The organism is Pseudomonas sp. GM50, assembly GCF_000282375.1.
GTDB lineage: Bacteria > Pseudomonadota > Gammaproteobacteria > Pseudomonadales > Pseudomonadaceae > Aquipseudomonas.
Genome location: NZ_AKJK01000076.1, coordinates 73,308 through 97,907, shown reverse-complemented (window position 1 = coordinate 97,907; position 24,600 = coordinate 73,308). Strand labels below are relative to the sequence as shown.

The 24,600-nt window shown below is 60.4% G+C and carries 24 protein-coding genes; 6 read left to right on the top strand and 18 right to left on the bottom strand.

Features of this window, described 5'->3' with window-relative positions:
- Nucleotides 1-138: 138 nt before the first annotated feature.
- From PMI30_RS10890 to cpaB, 5 genes are all read right to left on the bottom strand, one after another.
- Nucleotides 139-1,029, bottom strand: a complete 891-nt coding sequence (locus PMI30_RS10890) for a type II secretion system F family protein (RefSeq protein ID WP_008011294.1) — start codon at nt 1,027-1,029, stop codon at nt 139-141.
- Nucleotides 1,026-1,910 carry a type II secretion system F family protein gene (locus PMI30_RS10895; protein WP_008011292.1) on the bottom strand — a complete coding sequence of 295 codons (885 nt, stop codon included), beginning with the start codon at nt 1,908-1,910 and terminating at the stop codon, nt 1,026-1,028. The genes PMI30_RS10890 and PMI30_RS10895 overlap by 4 nt, the downstream gene beginning before the upstream one ends.
- A gap of 11 nt (nt 1,911-1,921) precedes the next feature.
- The gene (locus PMI30_RS10900) at nt 1,922-3,202 is read right to left on the bottom strand and encodes a CpaF family protein (RefSeq protein ID WP_008011290.1); all 1,281 of its coding nucleotides are present in this window, start codon (nt 3,200-3,202) and stop codon (nt 1,922-1,924) included.
- Nucleotides 3,199-4,404 (bottom strand): AAA family ATPase, encoded by a 1,206-nt coding sequence (locus PMI30_RS10905; protein ID WP_008011288.1) that lies wholly within the window; start codon nt 4,402-4,404, stop codon nt 3,199-3,201. The genes PMI30_RS10900 and PMI30_RS10905 overlap by 4 nt, the downstream gene beginning before the upstream one ends.
- A gap of 89 nt (nt 4,405-4,493) precedes the next feature.
- Nucleotides 4,494-5,423: a Flp pilus assembly protein CpaB gene (gene cpaB / locus PMI30_RS10910; protein WP_008011286.1), complete on the bottom strand. Its 930-nt coding sequence runs from the start codon at nt 5,421-5,423 to the stop codon at nt 4,494-4,496.
- A 324-nt stretch (nt 5,424-5,747) separates the two neighbouring features.
- On the opposite strand from cpaB, the gene PMI30_RS10915 reads away from it, so the two are divergent.
- Both PMI30_RS10915 and PMI30_RS10920 read left to right on the top strand, forming a co-directional pair.
- Nucleotides 5,748-5,945 carry a Flp family type IVb pilin gene (locus PMI30_RS10915; protein ID WP_007907481.1) on the top strand — a complete coding sequence of 66 codons (198 nt, stop codon included), beginning with the start codon at nt 5,748-5,750 and terminating at the stop codon, nt 5,943-5,945.
- A gap of 84 nt (nt 5,946-6,029) precedes the next feature.
- Nucleotides 6,030-6,431 carry a response regulator gene (locus PMI30_RS10920; RefSeq protein ID WP_007907484.1) on the top strand — a complete coding sequence of 134 codons (402 nt, stop codon included), beginning with the start codon at nt 6,030-6,032 and terminating at the stop codon, nt 6,429-6,431.
- Nucleotides 6,432-6,557: 126 nt separating this feature from the next.
- Here PMI30_RS10920 and PMI30_RS10925 read toward each other — a convergent pair whose 3' ends face one another.
- Entirely contained in the window at nt 6,558-7,346 is a 789-nt protein-coding gene (locus PMI30_RS10925) for a response regulator transcription factor (RefSeq protein ID WP_008011284.1), read from the bottom strand.
- Between the two features lie 124 nt (nt 7,347-7,470).
- The gene (locus tag PMI30_RS10930; RefSeq protein WP_008011283.1) at nt 7,471-7,941 is read right to left on the bottom strand and encodes a prepilin peptidase; all 471 of its coding nucleotides are present in this window, start codon (nt 7,939-7,941) and stop codon (nt 7,471-7,473) included.
- A gap of 75 nt (nt 7,942-8,016) precedes the next feature.
- On the opposite strand from PMI30_RS10930, the gene PMI30_RS10935 reads away from it, so the two are divergent.
- Together PMI30_RS10935 and PMI30_RS10940 are read left to right on the top strand one after the other, a co-directional pair.
- The gene (locus PMI30_RS10935; RefSeq protein ID WP_008011281.1) at nt 8,017-8,457 is read left to right on the top strand and encodes a TadE/TadG family type IV pilus assembly protein; all 441 of its coding nucleotides are present in this window, start codon (nt 8,017-8,019) and stop codon (nt 8,455-8,457) included.
- Entirely contained in the window at nt 8,454-11,222 is a 2,769-nt protein-coding gene (locus tag PMI30_RS10940; RefSeq protein ID WP_008011280.1) for a PAS domain-containing sensor histidine kinase, read from the top strand. The genes PMI30_RS10935 and PMI30_RS10940 overlap by 4 nt, the downstream gene beginning before the upstream one ends.
- Here PMI30_RS10940 and PMI30_RS10945 read toward each other — a convergent pair.
- The 5 genes from PMI30_RS10945 to PMI30_RS10965 all read right to left on the bottom strand — a co-directional run bounded on the left by PMI30_RS10945 (nt 11,192) and on the right by PMI30_RS10965 (nt 15,741).
- Nucleotides 11,192-13,174: a TadG family pilus assembly protein gene (locus PMI30_RS10945; RefSeq protein ID WP_008011278.1), complete on the bottom strand. Its 1,983-nt coding sequence runs from the start codon at nt 13,172-13,174 to the stop codon at nt 11,192-11,194. The genes PMI30_RS10940 and PMI30_RS10945 overlap by 31 nt on opposite strands.
- A gap of 265 nt (nt 13,175-13,439) precedes the next feature.
- The gene (locus tag PMI30_RS10950; protein ID WP_008011275.1) at nt 13,440-13,997 is read right to left on the bottom strand and encodes a DUF4136 domain-containing protein; all 558 of its coding nucleotides are present in this window, start codon (nt 13,995-13,997) and stop codon (nt 13,440-13,442) included.
- A 53-nt stretch (nt 13,998-14,050) separates the two neighbouring features.
- The gene (locus PMI30_RS10955; RefSeq protein ID WP_008011274.1) at nt 14,051-14,677 is read right to left on the bottom strand and encodes a DUF4136 domain-containing protein; all 627 of its coding nucleotides are present in this window, start codon (nt 14,675-14,677) and stop codon (nt 14,051-14,053) included.
- Between the two features lie 12 nt (nt 14,678-14,689).
- Nucleotides 14,690-15,439, bottom strand: a complete 750-nt coding sequence (locus PMI30_RS10960; RefSeq protein ID WP_008011271.1) for a methyltransferase domain-containing protein — start codon at nt 15,437-15,439, stop codon at nt 14,690-14,692.
- Nucleotides 15,439-15,741 carry a MazG-like family protein gene (locus tag PMI30_RS10965; RefSeq protein WP_008011269.1) on the bottom strand — a complete coding sequence of 101 codons (303 nt, stop codon included), beginning with the start codon at nt 15,739-15,741 and terminating at the stop codon, nt 15,439-15,441. The genes PMI30_RS10960 and PMI30_RS10965 overlap by 1 nt, the downstream gene beginning before the upstream one ends.
- A 193-nt stretch (nt 15,742-15,934) precedes the next feature.
- Between PMI30_RS10965 and PMI30_RS10970 the strand changes: the two genes are divergently transcribed.
- Both PMI30_RS10970 and PMI30_RS10975 read left to right on the top strand, forming a co-directional pair.
- Nucleotides 15,935-16,228 carry a hypothetical protein gene (locus tag PMI30_RS10970; protein WP_008011267.1) on the top strand — a complete coding sequence of 98 codons (294 nt, stop codon included), beginning with the start codon at nt 15,935-15,937 and terminating at the stop codon, nt 16,226-16,228.
- A gap of 160 nt (nt 16,229-16,388) precedes the next feature.
- The gene (locus PMI30_RS10975; RefSeq protein WP_008011266.1) at nt 16,389-17,729 is read left to right on the top strand and encodes an MATE family efflux transporter; all 1,341 of its coding nucleotides are present in this window, start codon (nt 16,389-16,391) and stop codon (nt 17,727-17,729) included.
- 24 nt (nt 17,730-17,753) lie between these two features.
- Here the strand turns inward: PMI30_RS10975 and PMI30_RS10980 are convergent, their stop codons facing one another.
- The 6 genes from PMI30_RS10980 to PMI30_RS11005 form a co-directional block, all read right to left on the bottom strand.
- On the bottom strand, nt 17,754-18,551 hold the full coding sequence (locus PMI30_RS10980) for a DUF4123 domain-containing protein (protein WP_008011259.1): 798 nt from the start codon (nt 18,549-18,551) through the stop codon (nt 17,754-17,756).
- Nucleotides 18,548-19,870: a contractile injection system protein, VgrG/Pvc8 family gene (locus PMI30_RS10985; protein WP_008011257.1), complete on the bottom strand. Its 1,323-nt coding sequence runs from the start codon at nt 19,868-19,870 to the stop codon at nt 18,548-18,550. The genes PMI30_RS10980 and PMI30_RS10985 overlap by 4 nt, the downstream gene beginning before the upstream one ends.
- 233 nt (nt 19,871-20,103) lie before the next feature.
- Nucleotides 20,104-22,017, bottom strand: a complete 1,914-nt coding sequence (gene speA / locus PMI30_RS10990) for an arginine decarboxylase (RefSeq protein WP_007907445.1) — start codon at nt 22,015-22,017, stop codon at nt 20,104-20,106.
- 217 nt (nt 22,018-22,234) lie between these two features.
- Nucleotides 22,235-22,606, bottom strand: coding sequence for a translation initiation factor Sui1 (locus PMI30_RS10995; protein ID WP_008011256.1), 372 nt, complete (start codon nt 22,604-22,606; stop codon nt 22,235-22,237).
- Between the two features lie 283 nt (nt 22,607-22,889).
- Complete coding sequence (locus PMI30_RS11000) at nt 22,890-23,459, bottom strand: NUDIX hydrolase (protein ID WP_007907443.1); 570 nt, start codon at nt 23,457-23,459, stop codon at nt 22,890-22,892.
- A gap of 3 nt (nt 23,460-23,462) precedes the next feature.
- Entirely contained in the window at nt 23,463-24,530 is a 1,068-nt protein-coding gene (locus tag PMI30_RS11005; RefSeq protein ID WP_008011254.1) for a DUF2333 family protein, read from the bottom strand.
- Nucleotides 24,531-24,600: the final 70 nt, after the last annotated feature.

The window sequence follows — 24,600 nt, the reverse complement described above, 5'->3', positions numbered from 1 at the left end:
GGGGGCTTGCCCCCGTTGGGCTACGAAGTAGCCCCAAAATCTCTGATGTACCAAAGATCTTGTGAGTGCTACGCACTCAAACGGGGCGATGCGGCGTTCCGACAAGCCCCCTCGCCACAGGGATCGCCGCTGTGCCTTTCAATGATGAAAGGCCCGGGCCAGAGCGCTGAAGCTGGGGCCGGCCAGTACGATCAGCAACGCGGGGAAGAGAAACAACATCATCACCACAGACATTTTTGCGGACATCTTGGAGATGTATTCCTGCAAGCGTGTCAGGCGCCGGTCATCGAGCAGTAGTTTGAGCCCCAGCAGTGATTTCATGGCGCCGCCGCCCTGGTGGATCAATTGCTGAAGAATCACGCAGGTGTCGGTGAATTCGTCCACCGCCAGCAACTGGGTGGCCTTGTTCAGTTCTTCGCCCAGTTCCAGACCGGAATCGACCCGGGTCAGAATCAGGCGCAGTTCATGGGTCAGGACCGGCAGTAATTGTTTGCCTTCGATGCTCAACACTCGCAGCGACTGTTCCACCGCCATGCCGGATTCGAACAGGATGCGCAGCAGTGGAATGAAGGTCGAAATCTCGATCGCCAGTTGTCTTTGCCGACGGTACGCGGCGGCGGCCAACAAGCGTTTGGGCAGCAAATAACCGAGGGCGGTAGCGAAGGCCGGGGTGATCCAGTGGTTGTTCACCTGCGGGAAGAACACACTCTGGATCAACAGGCTCAGGAACAACGCGAGCACCGGTATGCCGATCTGGCAGGCGGCGAACAGCGAGCGTTGCCGGGCGCTGCGCCAGCCGAGGCGGTTGAGCAGCATTTGGGTTTCGTTGTCCAGTTTGACCGAGCGCTGGCCGATGCGGCTGTCGCCCAGCACTTGCAGCCAGTGACTGACGCGATGGTCGCTCAGCGGTTTGCCGTCCAGTCGTTGAGCCACCTGGCGAGCACGCCGATGTTGGTCCAGCAGCCCACTGAGCAGCAACAGCGTGGCCGCCAGAAACAACAGTGCGCTGATCAGCAGGGCTATTTTCATACGCTACGCAACATGCGCCACAGCGCCAGGCAACCCACGACCTGCAGGCCGAACGCGGTCGCGAGCATCATTTGCCCCGAGCTGCTGTTCCACATGGCGAGCAGGTATTTCGGATTGGACAGCAAGAAGTAGGCGGCAAGCCCCACGGGCATCAGGGCCAGCACTATCGCCGTGATGCGGGTTTCGCCCGTCATGGCGCGCAATTGGCGCGCAGCCTGGTCGCGTTCGCGGATCATTTTGATCAGGTTCTCAAACAGCTCACTGGCATTGCCGCCGTAGCGGTGATTGACCTTCAGGCCCAGCGCGAACAAGCGAAACTCGTCTTTCTCGTACAGTTCGGCGAAGTCCGTGACAGCGTCAGGCAGGCTGACGCCCAAGTGCACGTTGCGCTGAACCCGGCCCATGGCGTTTTTAAGTGGGTCTTCGGCGGCGTCGATGGCGACCAGCACCGCATCGGCCAGGGTGCGTCCGGACTTCAGACTGCGCACTGTGTGATCGAGCAATGGCGGCAGTTGTTCGATCATGCGCTTGAGCCGGCGCTGATAGCACCAACTGATGTAGAGCCTCAGAGCCAGAGGTGGCATCAGCAACAACACCAACAAACCGATCCAGCTTGCGAGGGCAAACCCCAGCAAAATGCCCACGGCCCAGAGCAACAGCCACAACCCCAGGCGTTCGGTGGGACGACCGAGGCCGGCGCGTAGAAAGGCTCGTTCCAGGCCAGCCCAGGATGATTTCGCCACCGCCAGTTGCGGTTGTCCCTGCATCAAGCGACCGAGGGTTCGATCGATGCCGGTCTGGCGCAAACCGTTGTAGAACAAACGGATCGACAAGCCCAGCAACGTCAGGCAAATCAGGATGAGCAGCGCCGGTTTGAGCATGCCGTGACCCTTCAGTGCGATAAGGGAGAGAGCGCCGCCTCGCGGCGTAGTTTATCGCCGGCGGGGTTGACCGCCTCGCGCAGAAAACCGAAACCGGTGCGTCGGTCAAACTTGAATAGCGTATTGGTCACATAGATGTCATCACGAATACCCACGACCTCCACCACTTCGCTGACGCAGCGGCGGCCATCAGGCAGGCGCGTCAGTTGAATCACCACGTCCAGTGCCGCACAGATCATTTGCCGCAGAGTGCGTTCGGCGATGGTGCGTCCGGTCAGGCCCACCAAGGTCTCCAGGCGCAGCAGCGCGTCCTGGGCATTGTTGGCGTGCACAGTGCTCATGGAGCCGTCGTGCCCGGTGTTCATTGCAGTGAGCACGTCGACCACTTCGACGCCGCGAATTTCGCCGAGGATGATCCGGTCCGGGCGCATCCGCAGCGCGTTGCGAATCAGGTCGCTGGCCTTCACTTCGCCGTGGCCTTCGGCATTCGGCGGTCGGGTTTCCAGGCGCACCACGTGAGGATGGCCGAGTTGCAGTTCGGCGACGTCTTCGATGGTGACCAGGCGTTCGTGAGGGGCGATCAACTGGCTGAGAATGTTCAGCAGCGTGGTCTTGCCGGTGCCGGTACCGCCGCTGACAAGGATGTTGCAACGCTTGCCCACGGCCTCCTGAATAAATTCAAAGATTGCCTGGTCGATGGTTTGCATCGCCATCAGATCGGAGCTTTTGAGCATGTCCTTGCGGAATTTTCGAATCGACAGGCACGGGCCATCGAGGGCAATGGGCGGGATGATCGCGTTGACCCGGCTGCCATCGGGCAGGCGCGCATCGACCATCGGCGACGACTCGTCGAGCCGTCGGCCCAGAGGCGCAAGAATCCGTTGCATCACCCGCTCGACGTGGTGATCGTCGATGAATCGCAGGTCACTCAGGTGCAACACACCCTCGCGTTCGACGAACACCCGGTGCGGGCCGTTGACCAGAATCTCGGTCACGGTCGAGTCACGCAGCAACACCTCCAGCGGGCCGAAACCGGTGAGCTCGTCGACGATTTCCTCAGCCAGTCGCTCCATCTCATAACGGGAAATCGCCAGGTGCAGACGGGCGATGTACTCGGCAACTTTGTCGATGACGAACTGCGACAGCATTTGCCGCGAACCTTCCAGCAGGTTTTTCCCGGACTCTTCGATGGCGTCGATGATGTAGCGATGCAGCACCAGTTTCAGGCCTTCGTGGTCGGTATTGCCGGCCGGCCCATGGGAGGGCGCACCGAAGAGTTTTTCCCCGCTCATTGCGCGCCCCTCAATCGGTCAAACCAGCCAGCCTTGGGTTTGTCCAGGTCTTCGGAGCGTTTGGCCAGTCGTTCGCCGAGGGCGCGCAGGCTTTGGGTCAGGTTTTCGCGCGGGGCCAGCTCGAACAGGCTCACCCCCTGATTCTTGGCGTTGAGCCGTACTTCCGGGCTGTAGGCAAGGACCGCCATAACCTCCATGCCAAAGCTTTTGCTCAACGTGTCGGAGTCTGGCGCGACGTTGCGCAGATAGCGGTCCACCAGCAACCTGGCGTGGTCGAGCTTGAGGCCTTTTTCGCGCCAGCGGCCGAGCACCTCAAGGTTGCGTCGGCAGTCGAGCACATTCTGATCGGTGTACCACAGCAACTTGTCGCAATGGCTGACGAAGGTGCGCAATGCTTCGCTGTCCGACTGGCCCGTGAGGTTCACCACAATGTGCTGGAAATGTTGACGCAAGGCGCTGAGCAGCATGTACAACTCGGCGGCACTGGTCTGCTCCAGCGGTTCGTCGTTGCTGGCGTAGGCGAGAATCCGCAGCCCGGCGTCACAGGTAGTGAAGGCGCTGTCGATCAGCGTCGCGTCGAGGCGCCTCAGATGTCGCAACGCATCGCCAAAATGAAACGAGCTCTCCAGCCCCAGCAACGCAAGGCTGTCGCCACGCGGCAGGCCCAGATCCAGCAACAGTGTCTGCTGACCGCTCTTTTGCACCACGTGCGCCAGGTGGTTGGCGAGCAACGCCCCGTCGGCATTGCTCTGCGCACCGTAAAGCACGGTCAGGCCACCCTGTTGATTCTGTTGCATATTCGGCGTCACGGTCGGCAGGCGTTTGCTCAGGCGTCGCACCAGCCCGGCAACTTCACTGGAACGCGAGCCGTAAGAGACGAAATCCCGCGCGCCGGCACGCATGGCGTTGAGCACGAGTTGGTTGTCCATGCCGTCGCCCAACGCAACGATCGCCAGCATCGGTTTGGCTTCCAGGGCACCCTCGATCAACGCGCTCTGGGCCACCACATGTTCACGGTCCAGACCCACGAACACCAGGCTGGCGAAGGTCACGTCCACCAGCGTCAAGAGCTCGTCGAGGTTGCCGCCACCGGCGCTGATCACTCGGCCCAAAGGGGCAAGCGCACCTTGCAACCACTCGAAGTCGGTGCTGTTACGCGTGATCGCGAGGAACGTCTGACTCAGGTTCTGGGGCTGGCTCATTGCGATAATCCACCGCATGTATCGACGCAGCCGTTGTCGAGCAAGTACTGCGTGAAACGTCTGCGCATAGAGAAGCGTCCTCGCTCGATTCAGGGCGTTTGTTGGGTGACTTCATTGCCGCGGATGACTTCCACACTCGTCTTGCGCGGTGCTGCGCCGCCGCTTATGGGTTTGGGTGTGCCGGCCAGGGCCAGTTGACTGAACTGCACCAGTTCGCGATTGGCACTGGCCAGGCTCGCCTTTGAATCGCGGTTGCCGGCCCAGTATTGGTTCAGGCGTTTTTCCTCGGCGCTGCGCACGGCCAGGCGCAAAACCCCGACCTGAGCCGCGAGCATCAGGCGACTCAAGAGGGGTTCGGGGACGGCGAGCAAAACGGTGCGGGCGCTGGCGCGCTGCTGTTCCTGCTTGAGTCTTTCTTCGTTGCTACGCGCCGGGTTGGCAGGCAGCCCATCGTTCATCAGCCCCAACTGGTCGCCGACACCGAGCACCCGCAACGCCGGAACCACGACCTGGGCCGATTGCTGGAGGTTGTTGGTGTCCATGCGCAGAAACAGCAGGACGTCGACATAGTCGCCGGGGCTCAGTTGACCGCCGACATTGACCACGTCATCCGCCGCCACGGCGAGGGCGCGCTCATCGGGGCGGATCATTCGCGCCAGCGCCCCGCCGGTTTCGAAACTTTCATCATTGAGCCAACTGCCGGCAGTCAGCGTGCGCCAAGGCATACGGCCAATGGCTTGGTCGAGACGGGACAGGCTGCCGGCCGGGGCGGCACGGAGTTTTTCCAGGGTCACGTCGGCGGCGGTGATTTGTTCGTACGGTGCTATGTCACGCAGCAACACAACCACCGGCTGGCGGGTCGGGTCGTCCGCCGGCGACAGTATTGGGGCCGATGATGTGCCAGGTTGCGCGACGGATTCGGGTGCCGGTTGGCGACTCAACACCAGCCCCCAGTAACCGGCAATGATGGCGCCTACCAGAAACAGCCCGGCCAGGCCCATGGTGACGCGACTGTTCATGAAGGCTCTCCCTTTCCTGCTGCGTAACGCCCCCCAAGAGTTCTAACGAGATGACTTCGCAATCAGGCAGCTACGAACATGGAACTATTTCGCTATTTGACGGTAGCGCAGGTAGAGCAAAAAGCCATTACAGGTCGGTAAATATCTGACAAAAGTAACGGTTTGAAGCCAAAAGCACTGTTTCATGACGTCAGTGAACGGGTTACTACTTAAGTATTAATAGGTTCTTACAGTTGTTGGTCTTGGGTTTGCCGACAATGCTGATGCTGGCATAGGGGAATCATGTTGCGGCCGTGCAACATCCGCTGTCATAGGAGACACGTCATGTCCTTTATTAAAGTTGTTCAGAAGATCAAATCCGAATTCGTTTTTTACAGAGGCCTGGCCAAAGACACTGAAGGTGCTTCGGGTATCGAGTACGCGATTATTGCGGGTATGGTGGCCGTTGCGCTGGCAGCATTTGCGACACCCATCGCCACGAGTGTCACCGCAATGTTCACCACCATTTCAGCTGCGCTTTGATTTTAAGGCTGGCTATAGGCAGTCATTTGCCAATCCCGCAAAGGGCTTCTAACGTCAAGGCTTAGTCCATTGCAGGTGTTACCCATGAACGCTCCAGCGCTCCTTCGCCAACAGCTTCTTCTGGTCGACGATGAGGAGGATGCGTTACTGGAACTGGCCGAGTTGCTGGAGGGCGAGGGCTTTACTTGTTTTACGGCAACGTCGGTCAAGCTCGCCCTTCATCATTTGACTTGTCATCCTGATATTGCGCTGGTGATTACTGATTTGCGGATGCCGGAGGAGAGTGGCATGTCGTTGATCAAGCGGTTGCGTGAGCATACGGCTCGTCAGCATTTACCGGTGATTGTGACGTCGGGGCATGCGGATATGGATGATGTGAGTGATATGTTGCGGTTGCAGGTGCTGGATTTGTTTCGCAAGCCGATTTATCACGTGCGGTTGTTGGAGACGTTGAATAATTTGTTTCCAGGGGTGGTTAGTTCCTGATCCTGGCGTGTGGTGTACATATCCGTTACCGCAGCAACGGATATGTACTCAGTCAACAAAATACAGGTCGGCTGTCAGGCCGCCTTCGCGAGCAAGCCCGCTCCCACAGTTGATCAGCGTACTCGACTAGTGCGCAGTAAGCCGCCGCCCACCAGCATTACCAGGCGACAACGCCAACGCCACTTGCGTGCGGTTATGCATATGCGTCAACCGCAACACCTGCGACACATAAAGCTTCACCGTGTTCTCGGTAATCCCCAACTCACACGCGATCTGATAATTGGTCTGCCCCTTGCCCACCAACCGCGCCACCTCCAACTGCCGCGGCGACAGCTGATTGAAAACCGCCGGCATCTCCACCCGCTCCGCCTCACTGAATGCACCGCCAGCCGAATCCGACAAAGGCTCAGAGGACGGCCCCCGACGAACCTTGTCCAGATCCTGATACAGCTCATCGATCGACTCACAAAGGTACTGCAGCTTCTGACTCAAATGCCCCAACTGCAGGTTTTTCTGCCGCTCCTGCAAGACCACTTCCTGGCGCCGCAAACCTTCGAGCAACTCATCCAGATCAATCGGTTTCTGATAGTAGTCGGCGAACCCGGCGCGCAAGGCCTTGATCACGTCCTGCTTGTCTGCGCGGCCGGTGAGCATGATCGCCTCGAATGCCCGATGCTTGCCGGACAACCGTTGTAACGTCTGAACGAGCTGAATGCCATCCATGTCAGGCATCCGCAAATCACAGAGCACCAGGCCGATATCCTCATATTCAGTGAAACGCTCGATCGCCTGCTTGCCAGACTGGCAAGGAACACAGCGATAACCATTGCGCTCGATGAACTCGCAAAGTTCTTCGACAATCAATGGTTCGTCATCGACCACAAGGACTTTTATTGCCGAGATAAGCTTGTTCACGTGTCACTCCATGCCAAGTATGGCTTGACCGTTCCTGTACCCACTACCCACAGGCTGTACAACAACTGTTTTGAAAGTAGACGCACTTTCCAACTATGTACATAGAACGAGTATTGCCCGGCGACTAATGCATCCAGACCAGAGTGAGCAACATGCCCACCAAAACGAATGGCGCAAAGGGCTGTTTTTTTGACGTTCCTGGTCCCAGGTAACGAAGACGTTCTCTAAGCCCCTGCCCCATATACAGCCAGAGTCTTGGCGCCAACAGCAGCCAGAATGCACTGGCCAATCCGGCGCCGATGAAGCCGCCGAGCAGGTGCATACCGTCCGTCGCAAGGCCCAGCGTCGCCATCAGTTTCACGTCGCCTGCCCCCAGACGTCTCAACGCATAACCGGGCAAGGTGAAGGCCAATGCCAACAACAAAGCCCAGCCGCCCTGCACCGCCTCGGCCCCCAACCATGTGGTGCCCGTCCACAACAGATACGTCAGCGCCAATACACCCACGCCAAGGGTCAGGGCATTGGCGATGTGCCGCTCTCGGACATCCTGTGCTGCGCAAAGCGTCAGCCAGATAAGTAGGACAAAGTTCTGCATCCGGTAAAAAACGTCCGTTTTGGCTGAATGATTCTATGCTGATACTACGTCGTGACGGTCAGGGTAGACGCACTCATGAAAACAGGCCTCCCCCGCAAACAAAAAGGTGCCGTGGCGATTGAGTTCGCCTTGGTGTTCATCATCTTTTTCGCCGTGTTTTATGGGCTGGTCAGTTACAGCCTGCCGCTGTTGCTGATGCAATCATTCAATCAATCGACGGCCGAAGCGGTGCGTCGCAGTGTGGCGCTGGACCCAAGCACCGCCAATTACGACACCGTCGTCAGAAACATAGCGACCACCGAACTGACCCGGCAGCTGTCCTGGATTCCTGCCGCGCTGAACTTCAATGTGGCCACCGACGCCAGTGCCACCTACATCGGTGGCGTGCTGACGGTCACCATCAACTACCCCACCAGTAAACTGAATCAGGTGCTGCCGTTCCTGGTGCTGCCGGGGATCGGCTCGGTGCCCAATCTGCCGGCGACCCTTACCGCCCGATCGAGCCTGCAATTTTGAGTTCCGGGGACAAGCTCTTCGGGCGTCTGCTCAATCGCCAACCGCCACAGCCCTCGACCAGTGCGGACACGCCGAGCGTGCAACGTGTCGGTTTGCAGCTGCACCTGAATGACGAGGGCCGAGTGATTCAGCTGACCGGCCCGCTGCGGCATCTGCTGGCGCAACATATGCCCGGCGCGCAGGCACCGCATCTGCTCGATTACCTCATGCCCCATAGCAGCCTGTCGGTCGAAGGCGCGCCTGCCGAGTGGCAGGGACAGAGCCTGGACCTGGATTTTTTCAGCCTCGGCGAACAACCGCTGCATCTGCGTGGCTGGGTGCAGCCGTTGGGCGAAAACTGGCTGTTGCAGTTGATCGACATCGGCGACTTGCTGCTCGAACGTCGACAAGCGCGCAGCCGTGAACAATGCCAGTTGCTCGCGGCGCAGGTCAGCGAACAGTTGCGCCTGTGCAGCCTGACGCGCTTGCCCGAGGTGTTGGCGGAGCAGCTGCAAGGTCTGGCCCAGCGCTTTCAGATCCCCTGCATCGCCATGGCCTTGCTCGACGAACAGGCCGAGGGGTGGCTGATTCACCAGCATTACGCGGCCTTCGATGCGCCACTGTTGTGGGAAATCGATCAACGCCTGGGCACCGGTCTCGACAGTTTGAATGGCTCCGCGCCCCAACAATTGACTCCCAGCGAACACCCGCGCCTGCAAGGCATCTTCGGCAATGCCGAAGGGTTCGCGGTGCCGTACCACAATGCCCTGGGCGTGGTGGCCTGGTTGCTCTGTGGTTTCTACCCGGTGCAAGAGCGTGCCCCCGACCTGAGCGAGCGCGACTGGTTGCAACTCACCGCCGCGCTGGCCGGCCCGCTGCTTGAGCGCTTGCGCGAGCATCAGCACCATCTGCAACTGGAGCGGCTGGAGTCTCTGCAAGCCTTGCTCGGCACCGGCTGGTGGGAGGTCTTCAGCGACACCGCCGAGGTGCAATTGGCGCCATCGCTGGCAAGCATGCTGAACCTTGCGAGTACTCGTTTGCCGCTGCACGACTGGCTCGAACAGATCCACCCCGCCGACCGTGAAGAGCTGACGATTCGCCTGCAAACCTTGCAGGATGAAGGCGCGCCGTTGCTGCTGTGCGTACGCCTGCATCGCCCCGACGCGGCGCAAACGCCGATCTGGTATCGGCTGCAAGGTCAGGCCCTGGGTATCGGCAGAAACCGGCGGCTGGTGGGTTTCATGCTCGACATCAGTGACATCAAGAATCAGCAGCAGAACGCCGCTGCCGCCCATGCCCGGCTGGACAACCTGATCGCCAGTTCACCGGCGGTGATCTACGTGCAGCGCTACGTCGAAGGTGCGCTGCAACCGACATTTTTCAGCGACAGCCTGTTGCCGCTACTCGGTTGGTCGCTCGCTGATTGCGCCGCCGGCGCGCTGGTGGAACGGGTCCACCCCGAGGACCGTGACGGCTATTTCGAGCGCACCCGGCAACTGCTGCGCGAAGGTTCGGTGCGTGCCCGTTATCGGCTGCGCGACAGTCGCGGCGATTACCACTGGCTGCTCGACGAAGCCAAACTGCTGCGCGATGACCTAGGGCTGCCGGTGGAAGCCGTGGGGCTGTGGCTGGATGTCACCGAGGCGACCCTGGCCGCCGAGCAAGTAAAACAGAGTGAAGAGCGTTATCGGATCCTGGTGGAAGATTCCCCGGCGATGATCTGCCGTTACCTTCCAGACCTGACGTTGACCTTTGGCAACCGCCCGCTGGCGACCTATCTGGAATGCCAGCCCGAGCAACTGCCGGGGGTGAACCTGGGCAGCTGGATGTCGCCGGAACAGCGCGAAGCGTTCCTCCAGCGGCTCAGTCACCTGAGCCCGGAGTTCCCGGTCAGCACCGCGGAAATCAACCTGCAACTGCCGGGACGGGAACACGCCTGGTGGGTCTGGTCGGATCGCGGGGTGTTCGACGAGCAAGGTCGTTTGCTTGAGATACAAGCCGTGGGCCGCGACAACACTGAAGTCCGGCGTGCCCAACAACAGCTCACCCAGAGCGCGAAAATGGCCACCCTCGGCGAAATGGCCACCGGGCTGGCCCATGAAATCAACCAGCCACTGAACGTGATGCGCATGGCCATCGTCAATGTGCTCAAGCGTCTGAGCAATGGCGATGCGCAAATCGATTACCTGACAGACAAGCTCAACCGCATCGACGCGCAAGTCCAGCGCGCCGCGCGGGTGGTGGATCACATGCGGGTATTCGGTCGGCGCTCGGAGATCGAGCAGCACCCGTTCAATCCGGCTCAAGCCATCGAGGGCACGCTGTCGCTGCTGTCCGAAGGCATGCGCGGCAAAGGCGTCGAGCTGCGGGTCAGCGAGACCGGATTCGAGGTGCAGGTGCGCGGTTACGTCGATCAGCTGGAACAGGTGCTGATCAATCTGATGGTCAATGCGAGGGATGCATTGTTGGGCAAGCGCGAGGCCGACCGGGAGTTCAAACCGTGGATTTCGGTGTATGCCGAACGCGATGAACACTCGGTGCGACTGTGGGTCGAGGACAACGGCGGCGGCATCGATCCACGGCTGCTGGAGCGGATTTTCGAACCGTTCTTCACCACTAAACCGGTGGGCGTCGGCACCGGGCTCGGGTTGTCGGTGAGTTACGGCATCGTCGAAAACATGGGCGGTAAGTTGAGTGTAAGAAACTCGACCGAGGGCGCGCGGTTTTGTATCGAGTTGCCGATTGCCACGGACGATCAGATCACCAGTGTCGCGCGCCCCGAGTGACAGCTGAGGTTGGCGCCGACGTCGACCTTGTTCAAATCGATCCCAAGGCTTACCAGCACGGTGTTGATCAAGCTGTCGAGCAACGGGCTGAGCACGCTGTTGATCGCGCTGATCAGCAAAGTGGTCACATTGCTCAGGATCGTCCCCAGACCGCTGACGAGACTGCCCGACGGGCCATACATGTCCACGTGAATATTAAGCGGGGTATTGAGCAGACTGCTGACGATGCTGCTGGTGGTAAACGAGTAGTAGAACGGCGGCTGATTGATTTCCGGCAGGCTGGTGGCGGGTGGTGCGGAGTAGACGTGGGAAATGTTGGCGTTCGCCGCCACGCTGGTGTCGGCAACGATATCGATGCCGCCACCGACGCCGGGCACACGCGGATCGCATGTGATGGGCAGAAAGAGAAGCCTGCGACAGGTTTTGATCCCGATATCGATCACCTTCAACGGCTGCACCGTGACCGTCGGCGGTGTGGTGTTGCTGCCGAACATGCTGGCCGCATCGATCCGGCCGATTTTCAGGTTCACCGGCGACGTACTGGTGTTGGTGGTCAGGGTTTTGTTGGTGTTACTGACGCAGCTGTAGGCCGTGACGTAACTGCTGGCGCTGGCGACCTCCAGCGCCACGTCGAGCCGTATCGGCCCCGGCAACACCTTGATGTCGGGTGTCTGGCAGGGCACGCCCAAGGCACAGGTCAGTGAGTTGAGCACCGCCACCAGATTGAGATTGAGCAACGCGTTGAGGGTGTTGGTCAGCGGTCCTGCCAGATCGGTTACCGCAGTGACCAGCGCCACGATGGCGTCGAGTGCAGGCAAGTCGATCGACAGCAATGTGCGAACCTGCGCGGTTCTCACGTAGATCCGATTGGGTCCCAGTGGATTCAGCGCCGCGTTTTTCGGATTGCCAATCGCGGAGAGTTGCGGCGCCTCCAGGACCTGCACCCGGGCCGTGATTTGCGCCAGCCCCGCCAGATTGATCGGCAGCGTCGCCACCAGACCGTTTTTCTTGTTGGCCAGTTGCACGATGCCTTCGATCAGGTTGAACACGCTCACGTTAGTCGCCAACGCCGACATGTTGCTGCCATTCTCGACGTGCAACATATTGCCCAGCACCACGGTCGTGGAGCCTGCGGCAACCTTGAGTGCTTGCAGACCGACGATGGTCGCCGTCGCGCCGAGCGTGCCGCCCGGGTCCAGCACATTGACGGCAGTCTGGATCAGCTGACTGACGGCCACCGAAGTGCCCAACACCTGGCTATACCCGGCGGCGGTGAGGCCGAGGTCGACCTTCAATCGATCGAGGTAACCGAGCAGGCTGATGTTGGTGTTCATCAAACCGTTCCAGCCCGCCACGGAGAGGTTCAGATTGCCGCCCAGCAAACCACCGAACAGTCCATTGAGGGTGGCCGACTTGCTGGTATCGATAGTCAGCACCGTACTGCGAATGGTCAGCGATGCCAGCGGAGGTGGCAACGCCGCGACGGCGGTCGCGGTCAGGTTGAGGGTCGCACCGGCTGGCGGACCGCCGAACACCGCACCAATACCACCGGCGAAACTCTGCAGGATCGAATGGCTGACGGTCACCCGAATGGCTTCGCTGCTGCTTGGATTAGCCGTAAAAACCCGAAGATTATTGGCGTCCAGAGTCAAGGCGCCACAAGCCACCGTCAGGCTGCGCGTGGGGTCAGGCAGGGTGAAATTGTTGCGGGTTGCGCTGGCGGTGGCGTAGACGGTAGCGGTGGCACCCGCGGCGCAATCACCGTTGCGTGTGGCAGCCTCCAGCGCGGCCATATCCGCCACCCGCTGCAAGCTGCGCTTTTCCAGGTACAGGCGGCCGCTGTCGACCATGATCAGCAGAAACACCAAGGCCATGCCCAAGGTCAGCACCGCCATCAAACCGATCGCTCCCCGTTGCCGGACCGGGCTACGAAACTGCAAGCAGGGAGACATGGCGCACTCCTTTGCCGGCACACTGCCGAGGGCTACCTCCATTGGTGAGGAGCAGTGTAGACAAGGGTTGGCCAGGTTGCTGGCAACTCGCCATCCACGACAACAAAAAACCGGGCTTGTTGTGGGCGTGTGTGACGACGAAGATCCTGTAGGAGCGAGGCTTGCCCGCGAAGAAAACACCGCGGTTTTTCAGTCATTCCGCGTTATCGTTCTTCGCGGGCAAGCCTCGCTCCTACAGGGGCTGTGGTGTTGGTTAGTTCAGCGTTTAGCGCGGTGGATAGTTCGCCAATATCCGCCCGACCGTCTCGTGGATTTTATTGCTACGATCCTGCGGGTTCGGTGTGCGACTAAGCGTCTGCTCGTCGCTGCCGCGCCACACCAGTTTGCCGTCCTTGCCATCGAGCAGGTCGATCTGGATGGTTGCCACCTTGTAGCTGATGTTGCGGGTTTCGTTGTACATCGGCCCGCCCCAGTAGCCGTACCATGGGCCACCATAACCGCCACCATAGTTGGTGGTCACTTGTTGCTGGCGATCTTCGACGATCAAATAAGCCTGCACCTTCAGATCCGAACTGGCGCCGGCGGCGGCCGGACGCAAGCCGCGCTGATCCAGCTGATCGGCAACGGACTGGCGGATGCGTTGTTCGGTCAGGTCACTCTTGATCCGTGGATCATCGGGACGGTATTGCACGGCGGGCTCTTTCCAGCTCCAGCTACGATAGGCGGCAAAGTCACGGCTGGCATCGAAGTCATGATTGACCTGGTTGGCGGCGCAGGCAGTGAGCAGCGCGGCCATGGCCAGTAAAGCGAGACGGCGGAACATGATTTTTCTCCGATAGAAGACATGCACCTGCGGGGGGCTTCCGGTAAAAGAAGCTAACTAGGAGGATACGCCGACATGGCCTTTTCTACAGCTTCGCGAATGGCATCGACCCGCTCGCTCTGACTGCCCTGATTGCTGGTTTCGGCACTGGCACTCCATACCGGCTGGCCGGTGCTCGCGTCGAACAGATCGACTCGCACCACCACGACTTGTACCTGATAGGTACGAATGACCGGCACCATGTTGTACATGCCGTAACCGCTGCCGTAGCGGTTGTAACCGCCATAACCACCGCCGTAGTACCCCCCGCCGTAACCATAGTCATCCTGCACCTGACGCAAGCGGGTTTCCAGATGCAGATCGGCGCTGACCAACAGGTCCGCCGGACGGTTGTCGTGCAGCGGGCGCAAGCCGCGTTGGTCAAGGGCATTACTGACCGCTTCGGCCACCTGCGCCGAGTCGGCCCAGGCCGTGCCCGGTGGCAGGTGCCCGTTGAGCCAGGCCCAACTGCGATAGCGGCCGTAATCGCGTGGCGCCGCCGGGTAGGCGCTGCGATCGAAAGTAGTGGCGGCCTGAGGCGGTGCCGGTGGCAGGGGATTGGAGGTCGCGACATAAGGGTTGCTGCCCTGACAGGCCGTCAACCCGAGACAGATCACCAGTAACCCTGAACGACTTTTCATTTCGCGCTCCGGTCAGATCGGCCGACAGATCCAGTGCAAATAGCGCCCAAGCCCGGCGAAGCTTGGGTGACGGCGGTGAGCCAGTTCCATTTCCAGCAAGTCCGGCAGCTCGACACGGCCCTGGAATTCCACCGGCATGTAGTCGTAAAAAACCCGCACCCCACTCTGGGTTTCGACCTGCCACATGCTCTCAAGTTGCGCCGCCAGTTCCCGTGGATCCAGTGGCTGCTGCGGCGTCAGGCTCTGCTTCTCGCCGGCCATGTTGTTCTTGCGCATCTTGCGGAAATGACCTTTGAGCAGGTTGCGGTAGATCAACGCATCGCGGTTGTAGAACGCCAGGGACAACCAGCCGTCCGGCTTCGTCAATTGATGCAGCACCGGCAAAATCGCATGGGGTTCGGCCAGCCATTCCAGCACGGCGTGGCACAGCACCAGGTCGTAAGGTTCAGTGAGCTGACCGAGCAGATCCTGCCACGGCGCCTGAATGAACGTCGCCGTCTGCCCCGCTTCGGCGAAGCGCTGACGGGCGCCTTCAAGCATCGGTTCGGCGGGCTCGGCGAGGGTCACCTGATGACCGCGCTCGGCCAGCCACAACGACATGTGGCCCAGGCCAGCGCCGATGTCCAGAACGCGCAACGGTCGGTCGGGCAGGGTTTCGGCCAGGTCGGCCTGCAGCACCGCGAGACGGATCGCACCTTTGGCGCCCCCGTAGATTTTTTCAGCGAAACGGGTCGCCAACTGATCGAAATGACGGTCGCTCATCAGCTGAACCGCCGTTCGCTGTCCGCGAGTTTGCTGCGCACCACTTCATTCATGTCCAACCCCAACTCGCTGCACAGCAGCAGTAGATACAGCACGATGTCGCCGATTTCCTGCCCGGCATGGGCGAGCTTGTCCGCCGGCAACTGGCGCGACTGGTCTTCGGTCAGCCACTGGAAAATCTCCACCAGCTCGGACATTTCCACGCTCGCGGCCATGGCCAGGTTTTTCGGGCTGTGAAATTGCCGCCAGTCATTGCGGTCGCGAATGGCGTGCAGGCGTTCGGTCAGTTCAACAAGGTTCATCGGGCTCTCCTGAAGGCGTATAGCTTCAGGGGGATGGCGGGTGAAGGCAAGTGACAACGTTATGCCCGCGCACTTTGCGCCATACTCCAAAAAGATCGCAGCCTTCGGCAGCTACTACGGGAACTCGGTAGCACGATCAATAGCCCAACGGTCGGATCCGGCAACCACGCCATCATTCCATCAGGACGCACACATGCAGGTAGAAAGCTTTTTCGAATGGCTCGGCCAGATAATCGGTTCGGCCATCCGGTTCATCATCGACGCCCTCAGTGGTCTGTTCAACCTGTTGAGCAACGCCGGCAGCAATTTTGTCGAAGGGTTGGCCCAGGCGCTGGGCATGGACACTTCGATCGTCAGCATCATTACGCTGATCATCGGGCTGATGCTGTTATGGGCGGCGATCCGCGCCTTCATGAACGCGTCGATCATCATGGGGATTATCTGGTTGTTGCTGGGGTTGTGGTTGCTGAGCTGGATTGTTCACTAACACCATGCCCCTGTGGGAGCGAGCCTGCTCGCGATGACGCCGGCACATTCAACATCCAAGTTGACTGTCAGTCCGCTATCGCGAGCAGGCTCGCTCCCACAATGGATCGAGGTAGATTGCGAATGTGCCGCTACAATGCAGGCGCCCCCAAGGAGCCTGCATGCCCAACCTGATTGCCGACTGGCGCGACCGTCCGACCCATCGTCGAGTCTGGGCGCTCGCCGCCCCGATGATTCTCTCGAACATTTCCGTACCCTTGGTAGCGCTGGTCGACAGTACCGTCATCGGCCATTTGCCCCATGCTCATCAACTCGGCGCTGTCGCGGTGGGCGCCAGTCTGTATACCTTTCTTGCATGGGCCATGGGCTTTCTGCGCATGGGTTCCACCGGGTTCGCCGCCCAGGCTGCCGGGCGCGGGGATGGTGCAGCGTTGCGGCAGATTTTGCTGCAAGGTCTGTTGTTGGCCATGGGCCTGGCCATTTTGTTGGGCGCAGTGGGCGTGCCGTTGAGCGGGGTCGCGTTGCACTTCATGCAACCGTCCGCGGAGCTCGATCAGCTCACCCGCCAGTTCTTCCACACGCGGCTGTTCGGCTTGCCGGCGGCGCTGGCCAGCTACGCGCTGGTGGGCTGGTTCCTCGGCACCCAGAACGCCCGGGCTCCGCTGGCGATTCTGCTGAGCACCAACCTGGTCAACATCGCGCTGAACCTGTGGTTCGTGCTCGGCCTGGAGTGGGGCGTGGTCGGCGCGGCCCGGGCCTCGGTGATCGCCGAGTGGACCGGCGCGCTGATCGGCCTGTTCATGACCCGCAAAGCCCTGCGCGCCTACCCCGGCCATATTGCCTGGGCCGCGCTGGCGTTGTGGCAGAGTTGGCGCCCGTTACTGGCGGTCAATCGCGACATCTTCATCCGCAGCCTGGCGTTACAGTCGGTGTTTTTCCTGATCACCGTGCAGGGCGCGCGGCTGGGCGATGCCACGGTCGCCGCCAATGCGTTGCTGCTCAACGGCCTGCTGCTGACCGCCCACGCGCTGGACGGTTTGGCTCATGCCGTAGAAGCCCTGTGCGGACACGCCATCGGGGCTCGCGACCGAGAGGCCCTGCGCCGCTCATTGGTGGTGGCGTGCGGTTGGTCGTTGCTGGCGAGTGCGGGGTTTGCCTTGCTGTTTCTGTTCGCCGGGCACCTGTTCATCGAGATGCAGACCGACATCCAGAGCGTGCGCGACACCGCCTTCCTTTACCTGCCTTACCTCGCGGTACTGCCGCTGATTGCCGTCTGGAGTTACCTGCTCGACGGCCTGTTCATCGGCGCCACCCGCGCCCGGGAAATGCGCAATGGCATGCTGTTGACGGTGATCCTGCTGCTGCCCTTCGCCTGGGCGCTGCAAGGCTTGGGCAACCATGGACTGTGGATAACCTTCCTGTTGTTCATGTTGCTGCGCAGCCTGACCCTTGGCGCGTTCGCCTGGTACTTGCGCAAGCACGACAGCTGGCTCAACGGATGACGAGGGTCAGGATTGTCAGCACGTTCAGGGTTGATCGTTCTGCCACAGATTGCGCAGGCTATCGAGACGCTCCTGCTGGGTGATTCCCGGCAACGACTGCCCAGGCACTGCGTTGGGGTGCTGCAAGCGCAGCCATAACCAGCCATCGAGCACCGGGCGTTCGCTGAAGCCCAGTGCCAGCCCTTCCTGCAGGCAAACCCACAAGCTGTTGTAGTCGGTGCCGGTGGATCGGCTCCAGCGCCAGGCGTGTTGTTCCAGCAGGCAGGTTTGCAAGGTGTCTCGCTGACGCAGGCTGAGGTTTTCTTCGATGGCCAGCGGCCTGACGGCAAGCCGCGGATTGAACAACTGCTGCCAGCCCTGACAACCTATGGCCCGGTCGGCCCAGGTGCCGCCGAACCAGCGCAACTCATCGATCGGACCTAACCAGCGACTCAGCTCCTGTGCATCGCAGGCATCGAAAAAATAACTCGCCGTGTTTGGGTTGTAGTAACTCAACAAGGCCCGGTGATGCAGACCCAAGGTGACTGCGAGCATGCGTCGCAAATGCTCCAGCAACTGCGATGACGATGCTTCACTGGCCAGCAGCAACCCGCTCCAGGTATGTGGCGCACTTTGGCACAGCTCGGCCAGTGCCGGGCATTCGCGAAGGTCGACCAACACCGGCCCGTGCTCATGCAATGGGTGAAATTCGGTGCCTTCGAACAGGCGGAACCATCGGGCATGAGCAAACTGTTGCCGCAAACTCGCGCCGGCCTGAGGCACACCCGGCACATCGAGCAACAGCCATTGCGGGGTCGAGTCGACCGCTTGAGCGGCGCTCATGCCGCACCGCTCTGGCCGGGCTGCATCGCCGCCCGGCAGGTGCAAAAGGACTGCGCGCAATGACTGAAACTGCCACCGCCGGGCAGCAGGCACAGGAGCACCAAGGGTTCGCTGGATTGCAGCATGCCCAACAAGCCGTCGAGCGCCGGGCTGGAATCGCTCGTCAAGGACGGTTGCAGGTCGGGTATGACTGGCTCGGCGCTCGACGCTGCGCCGGGAAGAAATCCGCTGATCAAGGGTTGATCCGGATCGCCTTCGATAAAGCTCACAAGCACCTGCGCCCCTTCACTCAACAGTAGGGTGCCAGCACCTTCCAGCTCGGGAGCCAACGGCAACCAGCAGTGGCTGGGCGCTGCGCCCTCCCCCTGGTAAAGCCAGTCAAACTGCACGGCAACCGATCTGGACAGATCCGGTTGAGGCTCATCGACCTCGACCACCCACGCCCGCTGCAGGCTGTGCATCCTCGGCTTCACGCCCGAATGAGGTGCCACGAAAGGCATTTCCTGCCCAACGGCGCGCAGTTGGTTGCTATAAGGAAGCCCCGGTTCCTGCCCCCCCTGATGCTCGACATGGGTCAGTAGCCAGAGACGATTCCAGTCCACACACGGATGGCCGGACAGCGGCATCAGTTGGCCGCTGCGCAGGGTCGCCAGATTCGTCTGGCCTTCGGCGATCTGCCCGCCGCCGTGAAGCTTGAACTGACGCACACCTGGCCGTTCGTTCTCACCCTTGAAGACGCTCTCTTCGCCACGGCTAAACTGCCCCAGACCATCACCGAACACCAGACAGTGTCCGCGTGAGCGGTGTTCGAAGTAGTAATGAAGCCGTTCCTGGGCGCACAGACGCTGGAGAAATTGCAGGTCTGATTCCCGGTACTGCGTGCAGAAATCACGGGACGGGTAATCACCTCTCAGGTCGAAGCGCCGATCCTTGCCGGCAATGCCGTGCTCCTTGAGTACTTGAGCGAGAATATCCGGCACCGAGCACTGGCTGAAGATTCGCTGATTGAAGCGCTGGGCCAGACACGCCAGCCTGGGGCCCAGACGGACACGACATAGCCTGGGCTCACCGCCATGGCCGAGCTGAACGAGGCCAAGCAACTGCCCGTGAATACCCTGCCCCAAGGGCCCGAAGTGCAAAAAGGCCGAGCGATACAGCAGGCTTGCGAGGTCCAGTGTTGGGTCACTGTTCAGCAGATCCACGTCGAACACAAAAGGCTCGCTGATGGCTTCACTACCGGTAAAGGCCAAGACCTCAAAGGGGTCAGGAAGACCCGCTATATCCAGACGAAATGACAGCTCGTTGACTGGATCGAACATCGGCGATTCTCTACAGGAGGGGCGGCCGGGGATTCTCGCTGAGAGACATGGCCGAGTAGAGTGCCGAAGTACAACTTAGGAAATGACCTACGTAAAAAGAAGACCAAATCGCTTGGATAGCCCGGTCTGTGGGTTATTTCGCTTGAAAAGAGAGAAGTGTCGCACCAGGCCATCTGAAATTTCCCCAACGTATGGAGAATTTTCAGACAGCCCGATGAGAACGGAGCCTTACCTCAAGAAGACAGGTAAGACGAACGGGTCAGGCCCAGACGCAAGGCATCGAGGAACTGGGTGCGCTCGGCGGCGCTGATGCGGGCACTGGCGCACTTGTCGCGGTAGTGGGTCATCAGCTCTTCCGGCGACAAGTGCACGTAGCGCAACATGTCTTCGATGGTGTCATGGGTTTCGATACCGGCGTGGTACACGCTGCCGTCGGCGTTCTGGTAGATGTTCACCGAGTCGGTGTCACCGAACAGGTTGTGCATGTCGCCGAGAATTTCCTGGTAGGCACCCACCAGGAAGATCCCCAGCAGATAGTCTTCACCTTCGTTCAAACCGTGCACTGGCAAACTGGTTTCGATGCTCTGCTCATCGACGTACTGCTTGATCTTGCCGTCGGAGTCGCAGGTCAGGTCTTGCAGCACCGCACGGCGCAGCGGCTCTTCGTCGAGACGGTGCAGCGGCAGGATCGGCAGGACCTGGCCGATGGCCCAGGTGTCCGGCAGGCTCTGGAATACCGAGAAGTTGCAGATGTACTTGTCGGCCAGCTTGTCGTTGAGTTCGTCGAGCACCTGACGGTGGGAACGCTGACGGGCCTTCAACGAGTTGTGCAGGCGGCGGCAAACGGCGAAGTAGCATTGCTCGGCCAGGGCTTTTTGCGCCAGGGTCAGCTTGCCATCGGCGTATTGAGTGGCCACGTCGCTCATGTAGTGCGTCGCGCGCCAGTACGTTTCGGTGACCATCTCGATGTCGGTCGGGCCGAGCAAATCAACCAGCCACTGCACGGTTTCCGGCAGCTCTTCCTTGTTATCGATCTTCGGCACGTCGTCGTTGTGTTTCTCGACGTCGGTCACCTGCACCACCAGCATGGCGTGGTGAGCGGTCAGGGAGCGGCCGCTTTCAGAGAAAATGTTCGGGTGCGGCAGGCTCTGCGCGTCGCAGAACTCCTTGAGCATCCCGACCACGACACCGGCGTAATCGTCCATGTCGTAGTTGATCGAACTGGCGTTACGCGAATGCGTACCGTCGTAGTCCACGCCCAAACCGCCGCCGACGTCGATGTGATCCACCGGCAGGCCAAGGTTACGCAGCTCGCCGTAGTAACGGATCGCTTCCTTGAAGCCGTGCTGGTAGTCCGCCAGGTTGGCGATCTGCGAACCCATGTGGAAGTGCAGCAGGCGAATGCCCTGATCCAGGCCGGCGGCGCGGAAACGCTCGACCACCGACAGCAGTTGCGCCGCCGACAGGCCGAACTTGGATTTTTCGCCACCGGTGTCTGCCCACTTGCTCGACGCCAGGGACGACAGACGCACGCGCAGGCCGACCTGCGGCTTGACCTTGAGCGACGCCGCTTCTTCTATCACCAGACCGACTTCGGACTCTTTCTCGATCACGATGAACACGTTGTGACCGAGCTTCTGGCCCATCAGCGCCAGGCGGATGAACTCGCGGTCCTTGTAACCGTTGCAGACGATGGTGCCACCCTTCGGTGCCAACGCCAGAACGGCGAGCAACTCAGGCTTGGAGCCGGCTTCCAGACCGATCGATACGTCCTGGGTAGCGATGATGTTTTCGATCACCGCTTCCTGCTGGTTGACCTTGATCGGATACAACGCCGTGTACTTGCTCTGGTATTCCAGACGCTCGATATTGGCGTCGAACGCACCGGTCAGCTGACGCACGCGGTCTTGCAGGATGTCAGGGAAACGCACCAGCAACGGCAAGGACAAACCGCTTTTGCGCAGTTGGTCGACTTGCTCGAAGAGGTCGATAGGCGAACTGGTCGGGCCGTTCGGACGAACTTCGACGCGACCGGCGTCATTGATCGCGAAATACCCGGCCCCCCAATGGCGAATCCCGTAAACACTGCGGCTGTCCGCAACTGTCCATTGGCTGCCATCGTCTTTGCGTGTGCGTCGTACGGACATCGAAGTCCCCTATAAAGAAGTCATAGAGCGTCGCCTGGGTTCAGGCCGGCGCAGTCTAAAGAATGAAAATGACGGTTCGTCAACGAGGGGGTAGACCTCGCTGACCGCAGTGAGTTTAGAAACCGGTCATGAACAGGCTCTGTGAAAACCATGGAGACGACGCCAGACCAGGATGAACAGGGCTGGATCAAGCCGCGGGTGGTTTTCACAGAGGCTGCTAGCCGCCGGACTTCTTCGCCTTGAAACCGTGTTTGATCAGCTCGGTCAAGAGTAGCTCGACATGATCGCCCTGGATTTCGATGATCCCGTCTTTCAACGCCCCACCGGTCCCGCAACGTTTCTTCAACGTAGTGGCCAGATCCTTGAGCGCGTCTTCGGCCAACGGCACACCGGTGATGGTGGTCACCGTCTTGCCGCCACGGCCCTTGCTTTCGCGACGCACGCGAGCGATGCCGTCGCCGGCCGGGATAACGGTTTGTTTGCAGATGCAGGCATCCACCGGTTGACTGCAATCCGGGCAATGACGACCTGCGTCGGTGGAAAATACCAGGCCACCAAGGGCGGCGAAGGATGCGGCTTTTTTGGCCACCGGCAATCCTCTTGGGAGGACAAAGACTGGTCGTGGCAGCTGCCATCGACCGCGAAGCCCCACTCAGGCAGGGGCAGCGCTACTGAAACGGTACAGACTTGTAGGAGCGAAGCTTGCTCGCGAAGGACGTCAACGATAACGCGTGCGCTCTGAATGTACGCGTTGTCCTTGCGATATTCGCGAGCAAGCTTCGCTCCTACATAGAGCTATGCCGTTTCAGTTTGAAAAGGTCGCGCAGTGTAACGGCAAAAACGCCGATTGCTAAGAGCCAATCGGCGCCAATTTATAGCTCTTTTGCGACGTTATTCCCCTGGGCGCGAAGATAGCGCTGCAAGGCCGCCAGAGAGTCCGGGCAATAAGGCTTCTGTGTGATTTCCAGCAGGACCTGATCGATCGGGATGAAGCGCGCTTCCAGCACTTCTTCCGGCTGCAGGATCAACGGGCCGTCCCACACCGCCGAAAACGCCGAGCACCAGAGTCGGTTACCGGTGTCCTCGAAGAAAAAGTGATCATGGGCGGTCAGTTCCACACCGCTCACGCCCAGCTCTTCTTCCAGCTCACGGGCCGCCGATTCGGCGTAAGTCTCAGTGGCCAGCACCATGCCGCCGGCCGCCACGTCCCAGTAACCGGGGTATATCGCTTTGCTCAGGGTGCGCCGGTGCACGCACAGCTCACCGGCAGAATTGAACAGCATGATGTAGGTGCCGCGCCCGATCAGCTCGCGTTCGCGCAGCTCGGAGCGGACCAGAGCGCCGAGCAGGTTGTCCTGCTCGTCGACCCAGGCGATCTGTTCGGCATCGGAAGCCGCGCGATGGGCAGCCTCACGCATGTCATCGACGGAGCTATCGACCATGACTCAACCCTGATTGAGCAATTGACGCAAATCGATCACCGCGGCGTTGGCCCGGGAGATGTAATTGGCCATGACCAGCGAGTGGTTGGCCAGCACACCAAAGCCGCTGCCGTTGAGGATCATCGGGCTCCAGACCGGTTCTTGCGAGGCTTCCAGCTCACGAATGATCTGGCGCACGCTGACCGTGGCGTTCTTCTTCGCCAGCACATCGGCGAAATCGACTTCGATGGCGCGCAGCAGATGGGACAACGCCCAGGCCTGACCGCGGGCTTCGTAGAACACATTGTCGATCTGCAGCCACGGGGTTTCGACGACTTCTTCGTCAACCTGTGGCACCTGACCGAGCGCCGGGACTTCAGTCTTCAGTGCGGTGTTGAGCTTGACCCGGCCAACACTGGCCGACAGCCGTTGCGACAGCGAACCCAGACGGGTTCCGACATCACCCAGCCAGTTGTTCAGGTTGTCGGCGCGGGCATAGAACAGCGCACTTTTCTGATCAGGACCCGACAGGCGTGCCTGATAGCGGCTCAGGGAGTTGATGCCCTCTTGGTACTCGGACTCACTGGAGGGCAGCACCCAGCTCTTGTTGTCGAAGTTGAAACGCGGCTCGGCCTTGGCCAGGTCGGCATCTTCGGCGGACTGCGACTGGGAACGGGCGAAGTCTTTACGCAGCGCACGGCTCAGGTCGCGGACCTGGACCAGCACGCCATATTCCCAACTCGGCATGTTGTCCATCCACAGCCCCGGCGGGAAACGGTCGTTGGAAATATAACCACCCGGCTTGGTCAGCAAAGTACCGGCAACGGTCTTGAGGGTTTCCACCGTGGTGTACCCGACAACCATCTGCTTGCCTTCTTTCTCGGCCGCCACTTGGGCATTCTGCTGAACCGGGAACAGCGCCGGCTCCTGGCTCCAGTACCAGCCCAGCGCGATCGCCACCAACAGGTAAAGAACAATCAGAGTAGCCAGCGCCCGGCTGAACAACAGGCCGCCAAAATAACTGCGGGTGGCCGATTTCGGTTCAGCGGCACGCTCAGGCGCGCTGCCTGTGCGGTTCTTCCAGTCCAGCATGGCGATATCCTTTCAATCACTTGAGTTCATCGGTTCGACCACAACCCTACGCCATCGTGCGTCATTTGCC

Coding starts and splice junctions, on each gene's coding strand:
- PMI30_RS10895 (WP_008011292.1), bottom strand. CDS start 1,910: ATGCTCAAACCGGCGCTGCTCATCCTGATTTGCCTGACGTTGCTGGGC.
- PMI30_RS10970 (WP_008011267.1), top strand. CDS start 15,935: ATGCAGGTAGAAAGCTTTTTCGAATGGCTCGGCCAGATAATCGGTTCG.
- PMI30_RS11005 (WP_008011254.1), bottom strand. CDS start 24,530: ATGCTGGACTGGAAGAACCGCACAGGCAGCGCGCCTGAGCGTGCCGCT.
- PMI30_RS10965 (WP_008011269.1), bottom strand. CDS start 15,741: ATGAACCTTGTTGAACTGACCGAACGCCTGCACGCCATTCGCGACCGC.
- PMI30_RS10975 (WP_008011266.1), top strand. CDS start 16,389: ATGCCCAACCTGATTGCCGACTGGCGCGACCGTCCGACCCATCGTCGA.
- PMI30_RS10950 (WP_008011275.1), bottom strand. CDS start 13,997: ATGTTCCGCCGTCTCGCTTTACTGGCCATGGCCGCGCTGCTCACTGCC.
- PMI30_RS10890 (WP_008011294.1), bottom strand. CDS start 1,029: ATGAAAATAGCCCTGCTGATCAGCGCACTGTTGTTTCTGGCGGCCACG.
- PMI30_RS10930 (WP_008011283.1), bottom strand. CDS start 7,941: ATGCAGAACTTTGTCCTACTTATCTGGCTGACGCTTTGCGCAGCACAG.
- PMI30_RS11000 (WP_007907443.1), bottom strand. CDS start 23,459: ATGGTCGATAGCTCCGTCGATGACATGCGTGAGGCTGCCCATCGCGCG.
- PMI30_RS10905 (WP_008011288.1), bottom strand. CDS start 4,404: ATGAGCCAGCCCCAGAACCTGAGTCAGACGTTCCTCGCGATCACGCGT.
- cpaB (WP_008011286.1), bottom strand. CDS start 5,423: ATGAACAGTCGCGTCACCATGGGCCTGGCCGGGCTGTTTCTGGTAGGC.
- PMI30_RS10955 (WP_008011274.1), bottom strand. CDS start 14,677: ATGAAAAGTCGTTCAGGGTTACTGGTGATCTGTCTCGGGTTGACGGCC.
- PMI30_RS10900 (WP_008011290.1), bottom strand. CDS start 3,202: ATGAGCGGGGAAAAACTCTTCGGTGCGCCCTCCCATGGGCCGGCCGGC.
- PMI30_RS10935 (WP_008011281.1), top strand. CDS start 8,017: ATGAAAACAGGCCTCCCCCGCAAACAAAAAGGTGCCGTGGCGATTGAG.
- PMI30_RS10980 (WP_008011259.1), bottom strand. CDS start 18,551: ATGAGCGCCGCTCAAGCGGTCGACTCGACCCCGCAATGGCTGTTGCTC.
- PMI30_RS10960 (WP_008011271.1), bottom strand. CDS start 15,439: ATGAGCGACCGTCATTTCGATCAGTTGGCGACCCGTTTCGCTGAAAAA.
- PMI30_RS10920 (WP_007907484.1), top strand. CDS start 6,030: ATGAACGCTCCAGCGCTCCTTCGCCAACAGCTTCTTCTGGTCGACGAT.
- PMI30_RS10985 (WP_008011257.1), bottom strand. CDS start 19,870: ATGTTCGATCCAGTCAACGAGCTGTCATTTCGTCTGGATATAGCGGGT.
- PMI30_RS10945 (WP_008011278.1), bottom strand. CDS start 13,174: ATGTCTCCCTGCTTGCAGTTTCGTAGCCCGGTCCGGCAACGGGGAGCG.
- speA (WP_007907445.1), bottom strand. CDS start 22,017: ATGTCCGTACGACGCACACGCAAAGACGATGGCAGCCAATGGACAGTT.
- PMI30_RS10915 (WP_007907481.1), top strand. CDS start 5,748: ATGTCCTTTATTAAAGTTGTTCAGAAGATCAAATCCGAATTCGTTTTT.